Source organism: Streptomyces sp. NBC_01267, assembly GCF_036241575.1.
GTDB lineage: Bacteria > Actinomycetota > Actinomycetes > Streptomycetales > Streptomycetaceae > Streptomyces.
The window spans coordinates 4,353,525-4,370,120 of record NZ_CP108455.1 but is presented as its reverse complement, the minus strand read 5'-3'; the positions used below and the strand labels follow the sequence as shown (position 1 = coordinate 4,370,120).

Annotated in this window: 12 protein-coding genes and 1 tRNA gene; 5 read left to right on the top strand and 8 right to left on the bottom strand. The window is 71.1% G+C overall.

Going from position 1 to position 16,596, the window contains the following annotated elements; all coding sequences use genetic code 11:
• The first annotated feature begins 150 nt into the window (after positions 1 to 150).
• Positions 151 to 1,017 (top strand): sulfurtransferase, encoded by an 867-nt coding sequence (locus tag OG709_RS20075; RefSeq protein ID WP_250305499.1) that lies wholly within the window; start codon positions 151 to 153, stop codon positions 1,015 to 1,017.
• A gap of 132 nt (positions 1,018 to 1,149) precedes the next feature.
• Here OG709_RS20075 and OG709_RS20070 read toward each other — a convergent pair whose 3' ends face one another.
• A complete protein-coding gene (locus OG709_RS20070; protein ID WP_250305500.1) occupies positions 1,150 to 1,503 on the bottom strand; it encodes a hypothetical protein in 354 nt (117 codons plus the stop codon).
• Between the two features lie 399 nt (positions 1,504 to 1,902).
• On the opposite strand from OG709_RS20070, the gene OG709_RS20065 reads away from it, so the two are divergent.
• The gene (locus tag OG709_RS20065) at positions 1,903 to 2,772 is read left to right on the top strand and encodes a helix-turn-helix domain-containing protein (RefSeq protein WP_329167272.1); all 870 of its coding nucleotides are present in this window, start codon (positions 1,903 to 1,905) and stop codon (positions 2,770 to 2,772) included.
• A gap of 9 nt (positions 2,773 to 2,781) precedes the next feature.
• Here the strand turns inward: OG709_RS20065 and OG709_RS20060 are convergent, their stop codons facing one another.
• From OG709_RS20060 to OG709_RS20050, 3 genes are all read right to left on the bottom strand, one after another.
• Positions 2,782 to 4,017 carry a cytochrome P450 gene (locus OG709_RS20060; RefSeq protein ID WP_329167270.1) on the bottom strand — a complete coding sequence of 412 codons (1,236 nt, stop codon included), beginning with the start codon at positions 4,015 to 4,017 and terminating at the stop codon, positions 2,782 to 2,784.
• A 190-nt stretch (positions 4,018 to 4,207) separates the two neighbouring features.
• A complete protein-coding gene (locus OG709_RS20055) occupies positions 4,208 to 4,408 on the bottom strand; it encodes a ferredoxin (RefSeq protein WP_329167268.1) in 201 nt (66 codons plus the stop codon).
• 88 nt (positions 4,409 to 4,496) lie between these two features.
• On the bottom strand, positions 4,497 to 5,087 hold the full coding sequence (locus OG709_RS20050) for a helix-turn-helix domain-containing protein (protein WP_329169153.1): 591 nt from the start codon (positions 5,085 to 5,087) through the stop codon (positions 4,497 to 4,499).
• A 333-nt stretch (positions 5,088 to 5,420) separates the two neighbouring features.
• Between OG709_RS20050 and OG709_RS20045 the strand changes: the two genes are divergently transcribed.
• The 3 genes from OG709_RS20045 to OG709_RS20035 all read left to right on the top strand — a co-directional run bounded on the left by OG709_RS20045 (position 5,421) and on the right by OG709_RS20035 (position 10,020).
• Complete coding sequence (locus OG709_RS20045; protein ID WP_329167265.1) at positions 5,421 to 6,884, top strand: MFS transporter; 1,464 nt, start codon at positions 5,421 to 5,423, stop codon at positions 6,882 to 6,884.
• A 350-nt stretch (positions 6,885 to 7,234) separates the two neighbouring features.
• On the top strand, positions 7,235 to 7,879 hold the full coding sequence (locus tag OG709_RS20040; RefSeq protein ID WP_443068548.1) for a TetR/AcrR family transcriptional regulator: 645 nt from the start codon (positions 7,235 to 7,237) through the stop codon (positions 7,877 to 7,879).
• Positions 7,880 to 8,076: 197 nt separating this feature from the next.
• Positions 8,077 to 10,020 (top strand): flavin-containing monooxygenase, encoded by a 1,944-nt coding sequence (locus OG709_RS20035; protein ID WP_329167261.1) that lies wholly within the window; start codon positions 8,077 to 8,079, stop codon positions 10,018 to 10,020.
• Positions 10,021 to 10,062: 42 nt separating this feature from the next.
• On the opposite strand, the gene OG709_RS20030 is transcribed toward OG709_RS20035, so the two are convergent.
• The 4 genes from OG709_RS20030 to tmk form a co-directional block, all read right to left on the bottom strand.
• A tRNA-Thr gene (locus OG709_RS20030) sits at positions 10,063 to 10,136 on the bottom strand.
• A gap of 108 nt (positions 10,137 to 10,244) precedes the next feature.
• Complete coding sequence (locus OG709_RS20025) at positions 10,245 to 11,789, bottom strand: alpha/beta hydrolase (protein ID WP_329167259.1); 1,545 nt, start codon at positions 11,787 to 11,789, stop codon at positions 10,245 to 10,247.
• Positions 11,790 to 11,859: 70 nt separating this feature from the next.
• Positions 11,860 to 13,071, bottom strand: a complete 1,212-nt coding sequence (locus OG709_RS20020; protein WP_250305513.1) for a DNA polymerase III subunit delta' — start codon at positions 13,069 to 13,071, stop codon at positions 11,860 to 11,862.
• A 290-nt stretch (positions 13,072 to 13,361) separates the two neighbouring features.
• Positions 13,362 to 16,505, bottom strand: a complete 3,144-nt coding sequence (gene tmk, locus OG709_RS20015; RefSeq protein ID WP_329167257.1) for a dTMP kinase — start codon at positions 16,503 to 16,505, stop codon at positions 13,362 to 13,364.
• Between the last annotated feature and the right edge of the window lie 91 nt (positions 16,506 to 16,596).

Here is a 16,596-nt window from a genome sequence, read left to right as displayed (position 1 = left end):
CACTGCGGGCGCTGATCCGTTCCGTACGGCGGTGCGAGGACCTGTCCGGCTACGTTGGCGACCGGACCAGGTGCGATCAGCGAGCAGAACAGCAACGGTGGAGGCCGACGTGGACAAGGCAGCAGGCCAGATCTCCGGGCGGGGCACCCGATGACCGCGCGGCCCTCGCCCGGCGTCGGCCCGCTCATCGCCGCCGACCGGCTCGTACATCAGCTGGGCACCCCGGGGCTGGTGATCCTGGACGCCTCCGTCGGCAAGCACCGGGGCGCCGGGCGGCGGATCCCGGGGGCGCGGCCGTTCGACATCGACGGGGCGCTGTCCGACCACTCCGGCCCGCTTCCCCACACGATGCCCGGCGCCGCCGTGTTCACCGAGGAGATGCGCTCCCTGGGCGTCATGGACACCTCCACCGTCGTCGTCTACGACAGCGCCGGTATCTATTCGAGCGCCCGCGCCTGGTGGATGCTCCGGGCGATGGGCTTCGACCGGGCGGCCGTGCTCGACGGCGGCCTGCCCGCCTGGACCGCTGCGGGGTACCCGCTGGAGGACGGCGGGCCGGTGGCACCCCCGGGAGTGCGCGGCGACTTCACCGCGCGCCCCCGCCCGGGGCTGGTCGTCGGCCGGGGCGAAGTGGCCGCGGCACTGACCGACCCGGACGCGACCGTCCTCGACGCCCGCGCCCGGGAGCGGTTCTCAGGAGCGGCCCCCGAACCTCGCGAGGGGCTGCGCGGCGGCCATATGCCCGGGGCGGTGAACCTGCCCTTCACCGAGCTCCAGCACAACGGCCTGATGCTCCGGGAGCCGGAGCTGCGCGCCGCGTTCACGGCCCGCGCCGGTGACCGGGAGCGGCTGGTGTTCAGCTGCGGATCGGGCGTCACCGCCTGCGTCCTGGCGCTCGGCGCCGAACTGGCCGGATACCGCGACCTCGCCGTGTACGACGGGTCCTGGAGCGAATGGGGACTGCCGTCGGATCTACCGGTGGTACGCGGAACGGAGGGCGGGAGTCCACTGCCCTGATCCCCACTGCCCTGACGCCCACTGCCCTGACGCCCGCTCCCGCCGCCGAGCGGTGATCACGGTGCCGAGTGGTGTGATCACGGTGCCGCAGCCCCGCACCGGCAGGCTGCGGCACCGGCCCGAGTGGTCCGCCTACTCGGGCAGGCCGAACCTCACCGAGCGCAGTTCGAGATCGTCGCGGGCGGGCCTGCCGTGGGGCCTCAGCTGCCACTCGGGCCCCTGGCAGTCGGTGCCGACGTAGACCGTGACCCAGGAGTCGGTCTGGTTGTGCGGGCCGAAGCCCGGCGGGAGTTCGTCGGAGTCGACACCGTAGAGGTTGATGCACCGGCCGCTCTGCGGGTCGTGCACGGTGGCGAACTGTTCCTGGCCATGATCGTCGACGTACTTGTAGTGGAACTCGCCGGTGGCGGCCAGGGCCGAACCGGGCAGCATCAGGACCAGCGCGAGCGCGGCCAGACCGGCTGCGGCGGCGTTGCGGAGCTTCATGGCGGGGGTGAATCCCTTCCGAGGGGGGGGTACGTGGGCACGACCCTAGAAGGGGACGAGAAGGGCGAATCGTTTCTCCGCGGACGCCACGCGCAGTGTCCGTAACGACAGTTGACCCGGTGACCGCAGGTACCTCCGACCACCGCGCCGATCAGGCCGCCTTCCCTTCGTGCGCCCGACGTTCGTGCGCCCGACGTTCGTGGACTCGGACATTCGTGGACTCGGACATTCGCGAACTCGGACGGATATTGCATGGGCTCGGATATTCCATGGACTCGGATATGCGCATCCTGGGGATTCGTGCCCCGTGAAAGGGAGACAGTCTCCTCCCGGGCGGAAATCATCCAGGGACAGAACTGTCCCCCTCAGCAGCGGACGACCGGTGCGAGACTGGCATACATGACCAGCAATGCCCACGCGAACGAACTCGGGGAGTTCCTCAGATCCCGGCGGGCCGAGCTCAGCCCCCGCACCGTCGGCCTGCCCGGCACCGGCCCCCGCAGGGTGCCAGGTCTGCGGCGCGAGGAAGTCGCACAGCTGGCATCGATCAGCACCGACTACTACACGCGGCTGGAGCAGGGCCGCATACAGGCCTCCGCCCCCGTACTGGCGACCATCGCCCGCGTCCTGCACCTCGACGACGACCAGAGCGCGTACCTCTTCAGCCTGGCCGGGAAAACCTCCGCCACCCGTTCCCCGCGGCACACCCGGCAGAAAGTCCAGCCGCAATTGCAGCGGCTCCTCGACGACCTTACCGCGACCCCGGCCGTGGTGATGGGACGCCGAATGGACATCATCGCCTGGAATTCACTGGCAGCGGCCCTGGTCACCGATTTCGGACGGATTCCCGAGAACCACCGGAACTATGTGCGGATCGTTTTCGCCGATCCCGCCATGCGGACCCTGTACGCCGACTGGGAAACGGTCGCCCGTACCTGCGTCGCCCAGCTGCGCATGGAGGCAGCCAGGTACCCCGACGACCCCCGGCTGACCGCCCTCGTGGGTGAACTGTCCGTACAGGACGCGCACTTCCGTCAGTGGTGGGCGGCCCACCATGTCGCCAGCCGCACCGTCGGGACCAAGCTGCTCCACCACCCCGTCGCCGGCGAACTCTCCCTCGACTGGGACACCCTCACCGCCAGTACCGACCCCGAACAGCAACTCGTCGTCTGGACCGCCGAGGTCGGCACCCCCACTCACGACGGGCTGCGCATCCTCGCCTCCTGGGCCGCCGACCAGCACCTGTCCGCCTCCGGCCGACTGCCGTAGCGGTTCTGCCTACCAGGTGACGGGCAGTTCGTGGATGCCGTAGATGACCGCGTCGTACTTGAAAGGAACCTGCTCCACCTCGATCGCGGCCCGCAGGGTGGGGATGCGGCGGAAGAGGGTGGGATAGATGACCTGCAACTCCATCCGGGCCAGGGGCTGTCCGACGCAGTGGTGGGTGCCCGCACCGAAGGCCAGGTGGGGGCGGGCGTCGCGGGTGATGTCCAGGGTATCGGGGTCGGGGAAGACCCGGGGGTCTCGGTTGGCGAGTTCGCCGAGGAGGATGACGCCGTCGCCCGCGCGGATGGTCCGCCCGGCGATCTCGATGTCCTCCAGCGCTGTCCGGCGCCGCCCGAGGTGCACGATCGACAGATACCGCAGGAGTTCCTCGACAGCGGCGGCGACCACCTTGGGATCATCGGTGTCCCGGACGGTGGCGAGCTGGGCCGGGTGTTCCAGCAGCAGCAGCGTGCCCAAACTGATCATGTTCGCGGTGGTCTCGTGCCCGCCGAGGAGCAGCAGCACTCCCATCGCGGCAGCTTCGCGGCGAGTGATCTCTCCGGCCGTGATCCGGGCGGCGAGTGCGGAGAGCAGGTCGTCCCCGGGGGCGGAGGTCTTCCTGCCGACCAGGTCGTCGAGGTATTCGGCGAGGTCGCTGTGGGCCGTGTGCCGGGCCTCGGCTCCGGCGGTGGCGGAAACGATCGTCCTGCTGTTGGTCTGGAAGAAGTGGTGGTCCTCGTAAGGGACGCCGAGCAGTTCGGAGATGACCAGGGACGGGATGGGCAGCGCCAGCGCCTGCACGAGGTCCACGGGCCTGGGGCCGTCGAGCATGGTGTCGATGAAGTCGTCCGTCAGTTTCTGGACGACGGGCCGCATCGCCTCGATCCGCTTGACGGTGAAGACGCCGCTGACCATGCGGCGCAGGCGGGAGTGTTCCGGATCGTCCATCCCGACGAAGCTCATGTCCGCCGTCGCCCTGCCCGCCTTCTCGGGGTCGACGGGGCTGGGGAAACCGGGGTGGGAGAAGACGGCACTGAGGCGGGGGTCGGCGAGCAGGGTCTTCTGTTCGGTGTGGCTGGTCACCACCCAGGGCGTGCTCCCGCCCCAGGACGTGACCCGGGAGACCGGTCCACGGTCGGTAAGGGCACGCATCTCCGGGGAGACGCCGAACGGGCAGGCGGAGGAGCGGGGGTCGGGAAACGCGGGGGTGCCGGTGGCGGCGGTGTCCGCCCGGGGCGCTGTGCTCATTCCTGGTCCTTCCGACGGTGCGGTCCGGGGCCGGGTCGACGGCCTGGCGTGGCTTCGCGGGTACGCGTGAGGTGGTGGTGGTGCGTGAGGTGGTGGTGGTGCGTGAGGTGGTGGTGGTGCGTGAGGTGGTGGGTGTGCGGGCCTTCGTGGCTGCGCGGGCCTTGTCGTGGGCGCGTCGGGCCGGGAAGGCTCACGCGTTCTCGCCGAGGTGGATCGCGGCTGCAGGGCACACGCCCGCGGATTCCCGTACGGCCTCGTGCCGGTCCGGCGCCGGTTCGCTGTCGAGCAGGACGACGATGCCGTCCTCGTCACGCTGGTCGAAGACCTCCGGCGCGATCACCACGCACTGTCCGGCCCCGCAGCACTTCTCTTCGTCAACACTGATCTTCATGTCAGGTGTCTCCCATTCCGTTCGGTGCCGGGCGACTTGACGGGCCACGCCGGCTCTCCGGTCGCTGCTGCACGAAGAGTCGTTTCCGCTACGAGGTGACCGGCGCGGTCAGGAGGCCGAAGATCGCGTCGGTCAGCGCGTCCGCGGTCTGCTCCCAGGAGGCGTGCAGCAGACCGGTGTTCTCGGCCAGCGCACGTTCCCGCTCCGCGCAGGTGTGCACGATCAGGTGTCGGGCCATCTCCCCGCGGGCGGCCCGGACCCCGGGCGGCAGGTGCACGAGGCGGCGGCCGAGGCCGTCGAGGATCCGCCGCAGGTCCGGGCGGGCGAGTGCCTGCTCGGTCACCAGCGCGCGCATCACCGGGTCGGTCATCACCTGGACCGACAGCCGGGCGTTCCAGGACGGGATGCCGAGCGAGGCCAGATACTCCGGCACCGGCCGGACCAGGGCGACAACCCAGTCCCTGATCTCCCCGCCGCCGTCAGCCCGTTCCACGTACCGCTGACGGACCCGGTCGACCTGTTCGCCGTGCCTGGTCATGATCGCGCGGACCAGTTCGGTCCGGCTGCCGAAGTGGTAGCTGACAGCGGTGACATTCCGCTGCCCCGCCGCCTGGGCGATCTGCCGGTGGGAGACGGCGGACAGGCCGTGCTCGGCGAACAGGCGCTCCGCCGCCACCATGATCGCCTCCCGCGTTCCCGTCGTGCGGTCCGTCCGGGCGTCCCCCGCGGCCGTCACCACATCACCGGAAGCCCGCCCTGTGGAGCGGTCAGCGGGTCCACCCCGGCACTCAACACCGTTGCCGCCAAAGCACGTTGGCCGACGGCCGCCGTAAGGACGTGAGCCTTCGGCGGCGGCGTTTCCCCACCTCGCGGACCGGTCACTCCTGACCTCCTCCTGAGCACAACGATCGACGGATCGCGTTCCCGGAGCAGTGAACACCTCGGCGCTAGATTAAGTCAATCGACTGACTTAAGGTCTCCCGGAGCAACCATCTGCGAGGAGAGTTCCGTCTTGAAGGACACACAAAAGCCGTCCCGCCCAGGAGCCGTGGTCGCCGTCCTGGCGCTCGCAGGTACGACGGCGGCGGTCATGCAGACGCTGGTCACCCCGCTCCTGCCGAAGCTGCCAGGCATCCTGCACACCACGCCGTCCAATGCCACCTGGGTCATCACCGTCACGCTGCTCGTGTCCGCGGTGTGTGTGCCGGTCACCGGACGCCTCGGCGACATGCTCGGAAAGCGCAGGATGATGCTGGCCTGCTCGGTGCCGCTGATGCTGGGATCCGTGGTGTGCGCACTGTCCGCCGGCGTCGTCCCGATGATCATCGGGCGGGGGCTCCAGGGCATGGGAATGGGCATGGTGCCACTCGGCATCGCCCTGCTGCGCGATGCCGTCCCGCAGGAGAAGCTCAGCTCCTCCATCGCGCTGGTGAGCGCCTCGATGGGGATCGGCGGAGGCCTGGGACTGCCCATCTCGGCGGCGGTCGCCCAGTACGCCAACTGGCGTGCGCTCTTCTGGGGTTCCGCGGTGCTGGCCGCGGTCATCGCCGTACTGATCCGCTACCTGATCCCTCACGTGCCGACCACCGCGAAGGGGCAGCGGTTCGACCTCTTGGGAGCCGTCGGCCTCGGCGCGGGACTGGTCTGTCTGCTCCTGGCGGTGTCCAAGGGAGCCGACTGGGGCTGGGGCTCGGGCACCACCCTGGGCCTCTTCACCGGCGCCGTCCTGCTGTTCGCGGCCTGGGGCCTGTGGGAGGTACGCACCTCGGACCCGTTGATCGATCTGCGGGCCACCGCCCGTCCCCGCGTACTGCTGACGAACGTCGCCTCGGTCTTCACCAGTTTCGCGATGTACGCCAGCATGCTCGTGATGCCGCAGCTGCTGCAGTTCCCCGCGGTCACCGGCTACGGGCTGGGCCAGTCACTCCTGGCCTCCGGCCTGTGGATGGCTCCGGGCGGCATCATGATGATGCTCGTCTCCCCCCTCGGCGGGAAGCTGACCGATGCCCGGGGCCCGAAGTTCACCCTGATCAGCGGGGCCCTCGTGATCGCCGGCGGTTACGGCGTCTCGCTGGCACTGATGGGCTCGGCCTGGGGAATCATGCTGGCGGTCATGGTCATCAACAGCGGTGTGGGGCTTGCCTACGGCTCCATCCCCGCCCTCGTCATGAGCTCCGTCCCGCAGTCGGAGACCGCCGCCGCCAACGGCTTCAACACCCTCATGCGCTCGCTCGGCACCTCCATCGGCGCCGCGGTCATGGGCGTACTCCTCGCGCAGATGACCACCACCACGGGGGGCCGGAGCTTCACCTCCGAGACCGGGTTCCGCACCGGCCTGCTCGTCGGCTGCGGCATGGCGCTCGTCTCCGTGGCCATAGCCGCCCTCATCCCAGCCGTACGCGCCGCGGTCCAGGGTGCGGGAAGGACCGGACCCGAGAACAGCGGTGATCCGGCTCAGCCCACGGCCCTGGCCTGATCCGACCGCGTCCGCACGTCCCGGCGTCGCAGCCCGCATCGCACACGTCCCGGCGTCGCCACCCGCGTCGCCACCCGCCGGGCCGGGCGCACGGTTGCCGGTGCGCATGCACCGCCCTCGGTTAAGTCAGTTGCTTGACTGCCGATCGGGGGCGGCGTTTAACTGGCCGGAGTCGGAGTCGGAGTCAGCATCTACGGAAGCCGTGCAGAGAGTGAACGTGCAGTGAGTGTTCGTGCAGTGAGTGAACGTGCAGTGGGTGGCACAGATCAGCGGGTGCCCGCCGAGAACCGCAGCCAGGTGGCGCCACCCGTGAACGGCGGGCCCCACCGGACACCGGTGCGGTGGTCACGGTGACGGGCGCCACGGCGAGGTCCGCGCGGATCTCCGCGACACGGGAGCTGCTTCTCTCGGCGGCGGAGCGGCTGTTCGCCGAGCACGGAGTGGTGGCGGTCTCCAACCGCCAGGTCAGCGAGGCCGCCGGGCAGGGCAACAACGCCGCGGTCGGCTACCACTTCGGCCACAAGGCCGACCTGATCAGGGCGATCGTGCACAAGCACAACGAGCGGATCGAGCAGATGCGCGCGGAAAAGGTCGAGCAGGCCACCGGCTCCACCGACGTGCGCGACTGGGTGTCCTGCCTGGTGGATCCCTTCGTGCACCATGTCGCCGGCCTCGGTGTGCCCTCCTGGTTCGGCCGCTTCTACGCGCAGATCGGCACCGACCCGGTCTACCGGGAGATCATGACGGACGAGTCCCTCCACTCGCCCGCGCTGGTCGGCGCCGTCGACGGCCTCAACAGCTGCCTGCCCGGCCTTCCGCTCGAAGTACGCCTGGAGCGCGGTGACATGACCCGGCACCTGGTGGTGCTCGTCGTGGCCGAACGGGAACGCTCACTCGCCGTGGGCAGCCCCACCCCGCGGGCCACCTGGCAGCAGACCGCGACCGGTCTGAGCGACGCGATCGCGGGACTCTGGCTCGCCCCGGTCTCGCGGTGACCACGGCGGCGGCCGGGCCACGGCCTGCCGAGCGGTTCCGGTAGCCCGTACCGCCAGGACCGCCCGCGGCGAGGCCCCACCCGGTCGTCCCAGCGGCCGGGCGTCACACCTGCGTGCCCGCGATACCTCCGCACTCCAACTCCGGGCTCGTCCCCGCCCGCCCCCAGCACACCACCCCCGAAACGAAGTGGATATCCATGCCCACCCCCCACAGCACGTCCGCGGCCTCCGGCTCCACCGCCCCACAGGGCCTCCCGTTCGATCCGGACGCGCTGCGGGCGCGTTACCGGGCCGAGCGGGAACGCCGGATCCGACCCGAGGGCAGCGCGCAGTACCAGCGTCCCACCGGCAGGTTCGGGTACTTCGACGAGGACCCGTACGCCGAACCGCTGCCGGCCCGCGAACCCCTCCACGACCGGGTCGACGCCGTCGTCATCGGGGGCGGATTCGGCGGCCTGCTCGCGGGCGCGCGGTTACGGCAGGCGGGCCTGGACTCGATCCGCGTGATCGAGAAGGGCGGTGACTTCGGAGGCACCTGGTACTGGAACCGGTACCCCGGCATCCACTGCGACATCGAGTCGCACATCTACCTGCCGCTGCTGGAAGAGGTCGGCTACGTCCCGAAGTGGAAGTACGCACCGGGCGAGGAGATCCGGCAGCACGCGCGGGCGATCGCCCGCACCTTCGACCTCTACCGGGACGCCTGCTTCCAGACCCGGGCCACCGAACTGCGCTGGGACGAGGCCGAGTCGGAGTGGCTCGTGAGCACCGACCGGGACGACCGGATACGGGCGAGGTACGTGGTGACGGCGAGCGGCACGCTGAGCCAGACGAAGCTCCCCGGCATCCCCGGCATCGAGACCTTCGAAGGGCACACGTTCCACACCAGCCGCTGGGACTACGCCTACACCGGCGGAAGCCCGGACGGAAATCTGCACAAGCTCTCCGACAAACGCGTCGCACTCATCGGCACGGGCGCGACAGCGATCCAGTGCGTACCCCATCTCGGCGCCGGAGCAAGGGAATTGCTCGTCTTCCAGCGCACGCCCTCCTCGGTCGACGTACGCGGCAACCGTCCCACCGACCCCGGCTGGGCCGCGTCCCTCACCCCCGGCTGGCAGCAGCGGCGCAGGGACAACTTCCTCACCCTGGTCACCGACGGACGGACGGAGGAGGACCTCGTCGACGACGGCTGGACCAGCAGCGCCCGCCTCCAGCAGAAGCTGATCCCGACCGGCAGCTACGGGGACCTGCCGCCCGAAGAACGGGAACGCGCCGAAGAGATCGCCGACTTCCAGAAGATGAACGAGATCCGCGCACGGGTCGACGCCGTCGTCACGGACCCGGAGGCCGCCGAACTGCTCAAGCCCTGGTACCGCTACATGTGCAAGCGGCCCACCTTCAGCGACAGCTATCTCCAGACCTTCAACAGGCCCAACGTCACCCTGATCGACACCGCCGACAGCCACGGCGTGGAGGAGATCACCGCGAACGCCGTCGTGGTCGGCGGCACCGCCTACGAGGTCGACTGCATCATCTTCGGCACCGGCTTCGAGGTCGGCGTCTCGGGAATCACCTCCGGACACCTCCCCGTACACGGCAGAGGCGGCACCACCCTCACCGAGGCCTGGCGCAACGGCCCCCGGACGCTGCACGGCTTCTACAGCCACGGCTTCCCCAACCTCTTCCAGCTCGGCCCGCTCCAGAACGCCAGCGCCGTCAACTACGTCCACATCCTCGACGAACAGGCCGTGCACGTAGCCGAGGTCGTCGCCGAGGCCCACAGGCGCGACGCCCGGTACGTCGAGCCGACCGCGGCGGCCGAGGACGCCTGGCTCGCGACGATCCGGGAGAAGGCGGTCGACCTGTACACGTTCCACGCCGAGTGCACCCCCGGCTACTACAACAACGAGGGCAAGCCCGGACGACGCAGGGAGTCCTTCGCCGGCGGCCCGGTGGCCTTCCACGCCCTGCTCCGCGCATGGCGCGCCACCGGCGGCATGCGCGAGGTCCTTGTCGACGCCCGGCAGGAGAAATCCACCGACCGGCCACCGGTCCCGGTCCCGCCGGTCACAGCGGTACGGGACCACAGCGACACACAAACGGGCCGGAGCCCCGCGCCCGGCGTGCCCGAGGCATGAAAAAACCCCAGGTCACGGCGAGTGAGTCCTGGGGTAATTCCGGGCCGCCTTCGGGATTCGAACCCGAGACCTACGCATTACGAGTGCGTTGCTCTGGCCAACTGAGCTAAGGCGGCACGCCCGTCCACACCATGGTGCGGTCAGCAGCGACGCCAAGTCTACACAGTTTCCAGGGGTGCTCCTGACACACCCCGGTCCCGCTCTTCAGCGCAGGTCAGAGGCGGTCAGGAGCACTGCTTGCCGTTCTTCGGCGGGGTGCCGTCCAGGAGGTACGTGTTGATCGCCGTGTCGATGCAGGTGCTGCCCCGGCCGTACGCCGTGTGACCGTCGCCGTCGTACGTGAGGAGCGTGCCCGAGGAGAGCTGGGCCGCCAGGGACTTCGCCCACTTGTACGGGGTCGCCGGGTCGCGGATGGTGCCGACCACCACGATCGGGGCCGCGCCCTTCGCCTCGATGCGGTGGGCGCGGCCGGTGGCGGGGACGGGCCAGTAGGCGCAGTTCAGGGCTGCCCAGGCGAAGCCCCGGCCGAAGACCGGGGACGCCTTCTCGAAGGAGGGCAGGGCCTTGGTGACGGACGCCGGGGCGGTGAACGCGGGGGGCAGGTCCAGGCAGTTCACCGCGGCGTTGGCGTACATCAGGTTCGCGTACTTGCCGTCGCCCGACCGCTCGTAGTACGAGTCCGAGAGGGCGAGCAGCCCCGCGCCGTTGCCCGACATCGCCTGGGTGAGCGCGGTGCGCAGGTCGGGCCAGGACGTCTCGTCGTACATCGCCGAGATCACGCCGGTCGTGGCCAGGGACTCGGTCAGCGGGCGGCTCTGGCCCGTGGGGACCGGCTTCGCGTCCAGGCGGGAGAAGAACGCCTCCAGGCGGTGGGAGGCATCCGCGGTGGACGCCGTGCCGAGCGGGCAGTTCTTGTGCTTGATGCAGTCCGCCGCGAAGGACTGGAAAGCGGTCTCGAATCCGGCGGTCTGGTCGCGGTTCATCTCCAGCGACGACAGCGAGGGGTCCATCGCGCCGTCCAGGACGAGGCGGCCGACGCGGTCGGGGAAGAGCCCCGCGTACGTCGCCCCGAGGAAGGTGCCGTACGAGGCGCCGACGTAGTTCAGCTTCTTGTCGCCCAGGATCCCCCGCAGGACGTCCATGTCCCGGGCGGCCTCGACCGTGGAGACGTGCGGAAGGATCTTGGCGGAGTGCTTCTCGCAGCCCTGTGCGAAGCCCTTGAGCGAGGTGGTGAGCTTCTGGGTCTCGCTCGCGTCGTCCGGGGTCTGGTCGACCTCCGTGTACGCGTCCATCTGCTTGCCGGTCAGGCACTCGACCGGCTCACTGCGAGCCACCCCGCGCGGGTCGACGGCCACCATGTCGTAGCGGGCGCGGACCGCCGCCGGGTAGCCGATCGCCGCGTACCCCTGAAGGTACTGGATCGCCGAGCCGCCGGGGCCGCCCGGGTTGACCAGGAGGGAGCCGATCCGCCGGCCGGGGTCCGTCGCCTTCTTGCGGGAGACGGCGAGCTGGATGTCGCCGTCCTTGGGCTTCTGGTAGTCGAGCGGCGCCTTCATCGTGGCGCACTCGAATCCGGGGGCGCCGCAGGAACGCCACGTCACCTTCTGCGTGTAGTACGGGGCCAGGTCCGCGGACGGCGCCGACCCCGAGGCCCGGGTGCCGGATGTCGAGGCGCCGGGCGCCGAACTGCCCGACGAGCAGCCCGAAACAAGCAGTCCGGCCAAGGCCAGCACGGTGACGGGAGTGGAGAGCAGGCGCCTGAGATCCATCCCCGGAGCGTAGTCGGGCCCCGGCCCGAGCCCCTCTTTTGCAGCCCGTACGAGTGAGCCGGTCAACCCCTCAGCCCGCGCGCAGGGACACCGCCATCGCCTCGACGGCCAGCAGCGGGGCCACGTTGCGGTCCAGCGCCCGACGGCAGGCGGTGATCGCCTCGATCCGGCGCAGGGTCCTCTCGGGGCTGGAACTCAGCGCGATCCGGTCCAGCGCGTCCCGTACGTCCTCGTTGGCGATGGCCACCTCGGAGCGCAGCTGGAGGGCCAGCACATCGCGGTAGAAGCCGGTGAGATCCGTCAGCGCGAGGTCGAGCGTGTCGCGCTGGGTACGGGTCGAGCGGCGCTTCTGGCGGTCGGCCAGTTCCTTCATGGCCCCTGCCGTACCGCGCGGCATCCGGCCACCCGCGGATGCGCCGAGCGCGGCCTTCAGCTCCTCGGTCTCCTTGGTGTCGGTGCCCTCCGCGACCTCCTTGGCGTCCTCGGTCGCGGCGTCGATCAGTTCCTGGGCGGACTTCAGACAGCCCCCGATCTCCTCGACCCGCAGCGGCATCTTGAGCACGGCCGCGCGGCGGGCGCGGGCGCGCTCGTCGGTGGCCAGGCGGCGGGCCCGGCCGATGTGTCCCTGCGTGGCACGGGCCGCTTCCCACGCCCGCTGCGGATCGATGCCGTCCCGCCGGACGAGGATGTCGGCGACCGCTTCCACCGGGGGGGTACGCAGGGTGAGATTGCGGCAGCGGGAACGGATCGTCGGCAGTACGTCTTCGAGCGACGGCGCGCAGAGCAGCCAGACCGTCCGGGGGGCGGGCTCCTCGACGGCCTTCAGCAGGACGTTCCCCGCGCCCTCGGTGAGGCGGTCGGCGTCCTCCATCACGATGACCTGCCAGCGGCCGACCGCCGGGGAGAGCTGGGCCCGGCGGACCAGTTCGCGGGTCTCCTTCACACCGATGGAGAGCTGGTCGGTGCGGACGACCTCGACGTCCGCGTGCGTCCCGACGAGAGCGGTGTGGCAGCCGTCGCAGAAGCCGCAGCCCGGGATGCCGCCGAGCGCGCGGTCGGGGCTGACGCACTGGAGGGCGGCGGCGAAGGCGCGGGCGGCGGTCGACCGGCCGGAGCCGGGCGGGCCCGTGAACAGCCATGCGTGCGTCATCGTCGACTTCGACATGGCGTCGGTGGAGGTGCGCTCGGTGTTGGCCGTGACGAGCGCGTCGGCGTCCCGGGCGGCGGCGGCGAGCTGCGTCTGAACGCGGTCCTGGCCTACGAGGTCGTCCCATACGGCCATGTGGTCGCCCCTTCGGTGCGGTCGTGCGGGTGCGGATACAGGTATCCACATACCGGTATGTGGATACCTGTGTGTGGACAACAGTGTGCGGATACCGGTGCGGACAGGCGGGTGCGCGTCGTCGCACCCGTCCGCCCGGCGCCGGTTCTTCCTGTGCGGGATCCATTGTGGCGCAGGGGTCCGACAACGCGGCCGCGCGTCCGGCCGTACGCCCGACGCGAGGCCCTGCAGCGCCGGGAAGGCCGAAGGCCGGGGACCGATGCCCCGGCCCCCGGCCTTCCCGTGCGGTGTCAGCGCCGGCCTCTGCCCCGGCCCCTGTTGTCGCGCTCGTCGTCGTGGTCCGTGCCCAGCAGTTCGTCCGCCAGCGACGGCAGGTCGTCCAGCGGGGTCTCCTCCGCCCAGTCCGAACGGCGGCGCGGGCGCTCCGGGTCGAACTGCGGCAGCTCCCGGGTGCGCTCGTTCGCGTTCTCCGGGGGCGCCTGCCGCGGCTCGTCCCGGAAGTAGCCGGGCGGTACCCGGTCCGCCGGGGTGGCGCCCCGTACCGGCCTCGGCGGCTCCGTGGCCTCCGCGAACTTGGGGATCACCGTGGTCTCGTCCGCGTCCGAGTGCCGCTGCGCTCCTCGCGGATCGCCCGAGTCCCTCGGGCCGTCGGCGTCCTTCGGCTTCCGGGGGGCCGGGTGCTCCTCGATCTTCGGGATCACCGTCGTCTCCTCGGAGTCCGGACGCGACGGCTCCGCACGCGACGGCGTGGAGGGCATGGCGGCGACCGGCTGCGTCACGTCGTTCGCGCCCACGACCGGTGTCTCCACCGTCGTCTCGTTGTCCGCGGCGGTCGCTTCGGCAGCCGCGGCTTCGGCGGCCTCCGCCTCGGCCTGACGGCGCGCCTCCTCGGCCCTCAGCAGCGCTTCCTCGGCCAGGCGCTGCTTCTCCTTGCGGCGCTCCTCGGCCTCGGCCCGCAGCCGGGCCTGCTCCTCCTTCTGCCGGCGCAGGCGCTCCTGCTCCTGCTCCCGCACCTGCTCCTCGGCCTCGCGGCGGAGCCTCTCCTCCTCGGCGAGACGCCTGGCCTCCTCGGCCTGCCTGCGGGCTTCCTCCGCCTGGCGCTCCGCCTCGCGCCGCTTCGCCTCTTCGAGTTCGCGGCGCTTGCGCTCCTCCTCCTCGGCGCGCAGCTTCGCGAGCTGTGCCTGGCGCTCGCGCTCCAGGCGCTCCTCCTCCGCCTTGCGGGCCGCTTCCTCCTCGGCCTTCCTGCGGGCTTCCTCAGCAGCGGCCCTCCGCGCCTCTTCCTGTGCCTTGATCTCGGCCTCGGAGAGCGGCAGCAGCTGGTCGAGCCGGTGGCGTACGACGGTGGTGATCGCCTCCGGTTCCTGCGCCCCGTCCACCACGAGGTAGCGCCCGGGATCGGCCGAAGCCAGCGTCAGGAACCCGGCCCGTACCCGCTGGTGGAACTCGGCGGGCTCCGACTCCAGCCGGTCCGGCGCCTCGGTGAAGCGCTCGCGCGCGGCCTCCGGGGAGACGTCGAGCAGCACCGTCAGATGCGGTACGAGTCCGTCCGTCGCCCAGCGGGAGATACGGCCGATCTCGGTCGGCGACAGCTCGCGCCCCGCCCCCTGGTAGGCCACCGACGAGTCGATGTAGCGGTCGGAGATGACGATCGCGCCGCGCTCCAGGGCGGGGCGTACGACCGAATCGATGTGCTCGGCGCGGTCGGCCGCGTACAGCAGCGCTTCCGCGCGGTTGGAGAGACCGGCCGACGAGACGTCCAGCAGGATCGACCGCAGCCGCTTGCCGACCGGCGTCGCGCCCGGTTCGCGGGTGACGACGACCTCGTGGCCCTTGGCGCGGATCCACTCGGCGAGCGCCTCCACCTGGGTGGACTTCCCGGCGCCGTCGCCGCCCTCCAGGGCGAGGAAGAAACCGGTCTCCGACGGGGACTGCGCCGGGTCGGCGCCGCCGCGCAGCGCATCGCGCAGATCGCTGCGGAGCGGTACGCCCGAACGGTCGTCGGCCTTGGCCAGGACCAGCGCGGCCACCGGCAGCAGCAGCGCGCCGACCAGCATCAGCGTGAAGGCGGCGCCGCCGTGCGCGAAGACGAACTGCCCGTTCGCGAGGTGGTGCGGGCCGATCGCCGCGGCGACCAGCGGGGCCACGATCGCGCCGAGGGCGACAGCGACCCGTACGACCGCCTGCAGATGCTCGGCGATACGTGTCCGCCGGGCCTCCTCGGTCTCCTGGTCGACGAGGGTGTGCGCGATGTTCGCGGCGACACCGGCGGACCAGCCGGCCAGCGTCGCGATCAGCACCACCGTCGCGGTGTCCGGGACCAGGCCCATCACCAGCAGCGCCACGCCCGTCAGGGTGATCGCCAGCGCGAGCAGCCGACGGCGGGAGAAGCCGGGCAGGGTCCTGGGCGCGGTACGGATACCGATGACCGTGCCCCCGGTCAGCGCGAGAACGAGCAGCGCGAACGCCACCGGGCCGCCGCCCAGGTCGATGGCGTCCAGGACGGCCACGGCCGCGGCGGACGCGATGGCTCCGGCCACGGCGGCGGCAGCCAGGACGAGCAGCGGGATCGCGCCGGTACGGCCCTTGTCGGGGCCGGCTCCGTTGGACGGGCGGCGCAGCCCCTCCAGCGGGGAACGGGCGCGGGGCGTCTGGCCGTCGGGCAGTTCTAGGAAGTACAGCGTCGAGACGGACGCCGCGAAGAGCCCGGCGGCGACGTACGACCCGAGACCCGCCTGGTGCAGCGAGAACCAGTCGATGCCGGTGCCCAGCAGATTGCTGATCAGCGTGGCGACGAGCAGCACGGCGGCAGCCGCCGGAACGGCGAGGAACGTCGTACGGAGCGAGAGCCGGCGCAGCGCTTCGAGGTGGTCGGGCAGCGGGCGCACCGCCACGGCTTCCGGAGGCGGGGACGGCAGCAGCGCGGGGGCCGCGCTCTCCTTGGCGACCGTCCAGAAACGCTCGGCGACCCCGGCGACGAAGACGGTGACCAGCAGGACAGCGGGCGCCTTGGCCGGGGTCCAGTTGATCCACAGCGGGGCGATGATCAGCAGCGCGACCCGGAGGCCGTCCGCGCAGATCATGGTCCAGCGGCGGTCGAGGGGCCCGTTCGGCGCGGTCAGCGCGGCCACCGGGCCGAGCAGTACGGCCCCGAAGAGCAAGGTGGCAAGGGCCCGCGCGCCGAATACGGCGGCTACGGCGAAGGCGGCACCTCGGTACCCGCCCCCGAAGGATTCTTGCGAGACCGCCGCCTGCAACGACAGCAGCAGAAGCACGAGAAGGGCGAGGGCATCGCCGATATTGCCGACGAGCTGAGCGCTCCACAGCCGCCGGAGCGGAGGGATGCGCAACAAGGCTCGGACGGCGCGCTCGCGTGAGTCTGCGGCTAGTTCGTCGGAGGTGGGGCTCACGACCGTTGGCTGCTCGGCTCGCGTCATCCGACCAGCGTATCCGGACCGGTCAAATCCCCGCCGGGCCCCCCGAACATTTGGGCGGGTCGATTGTGTGCCCATGCGGTGCGGGTCCTGG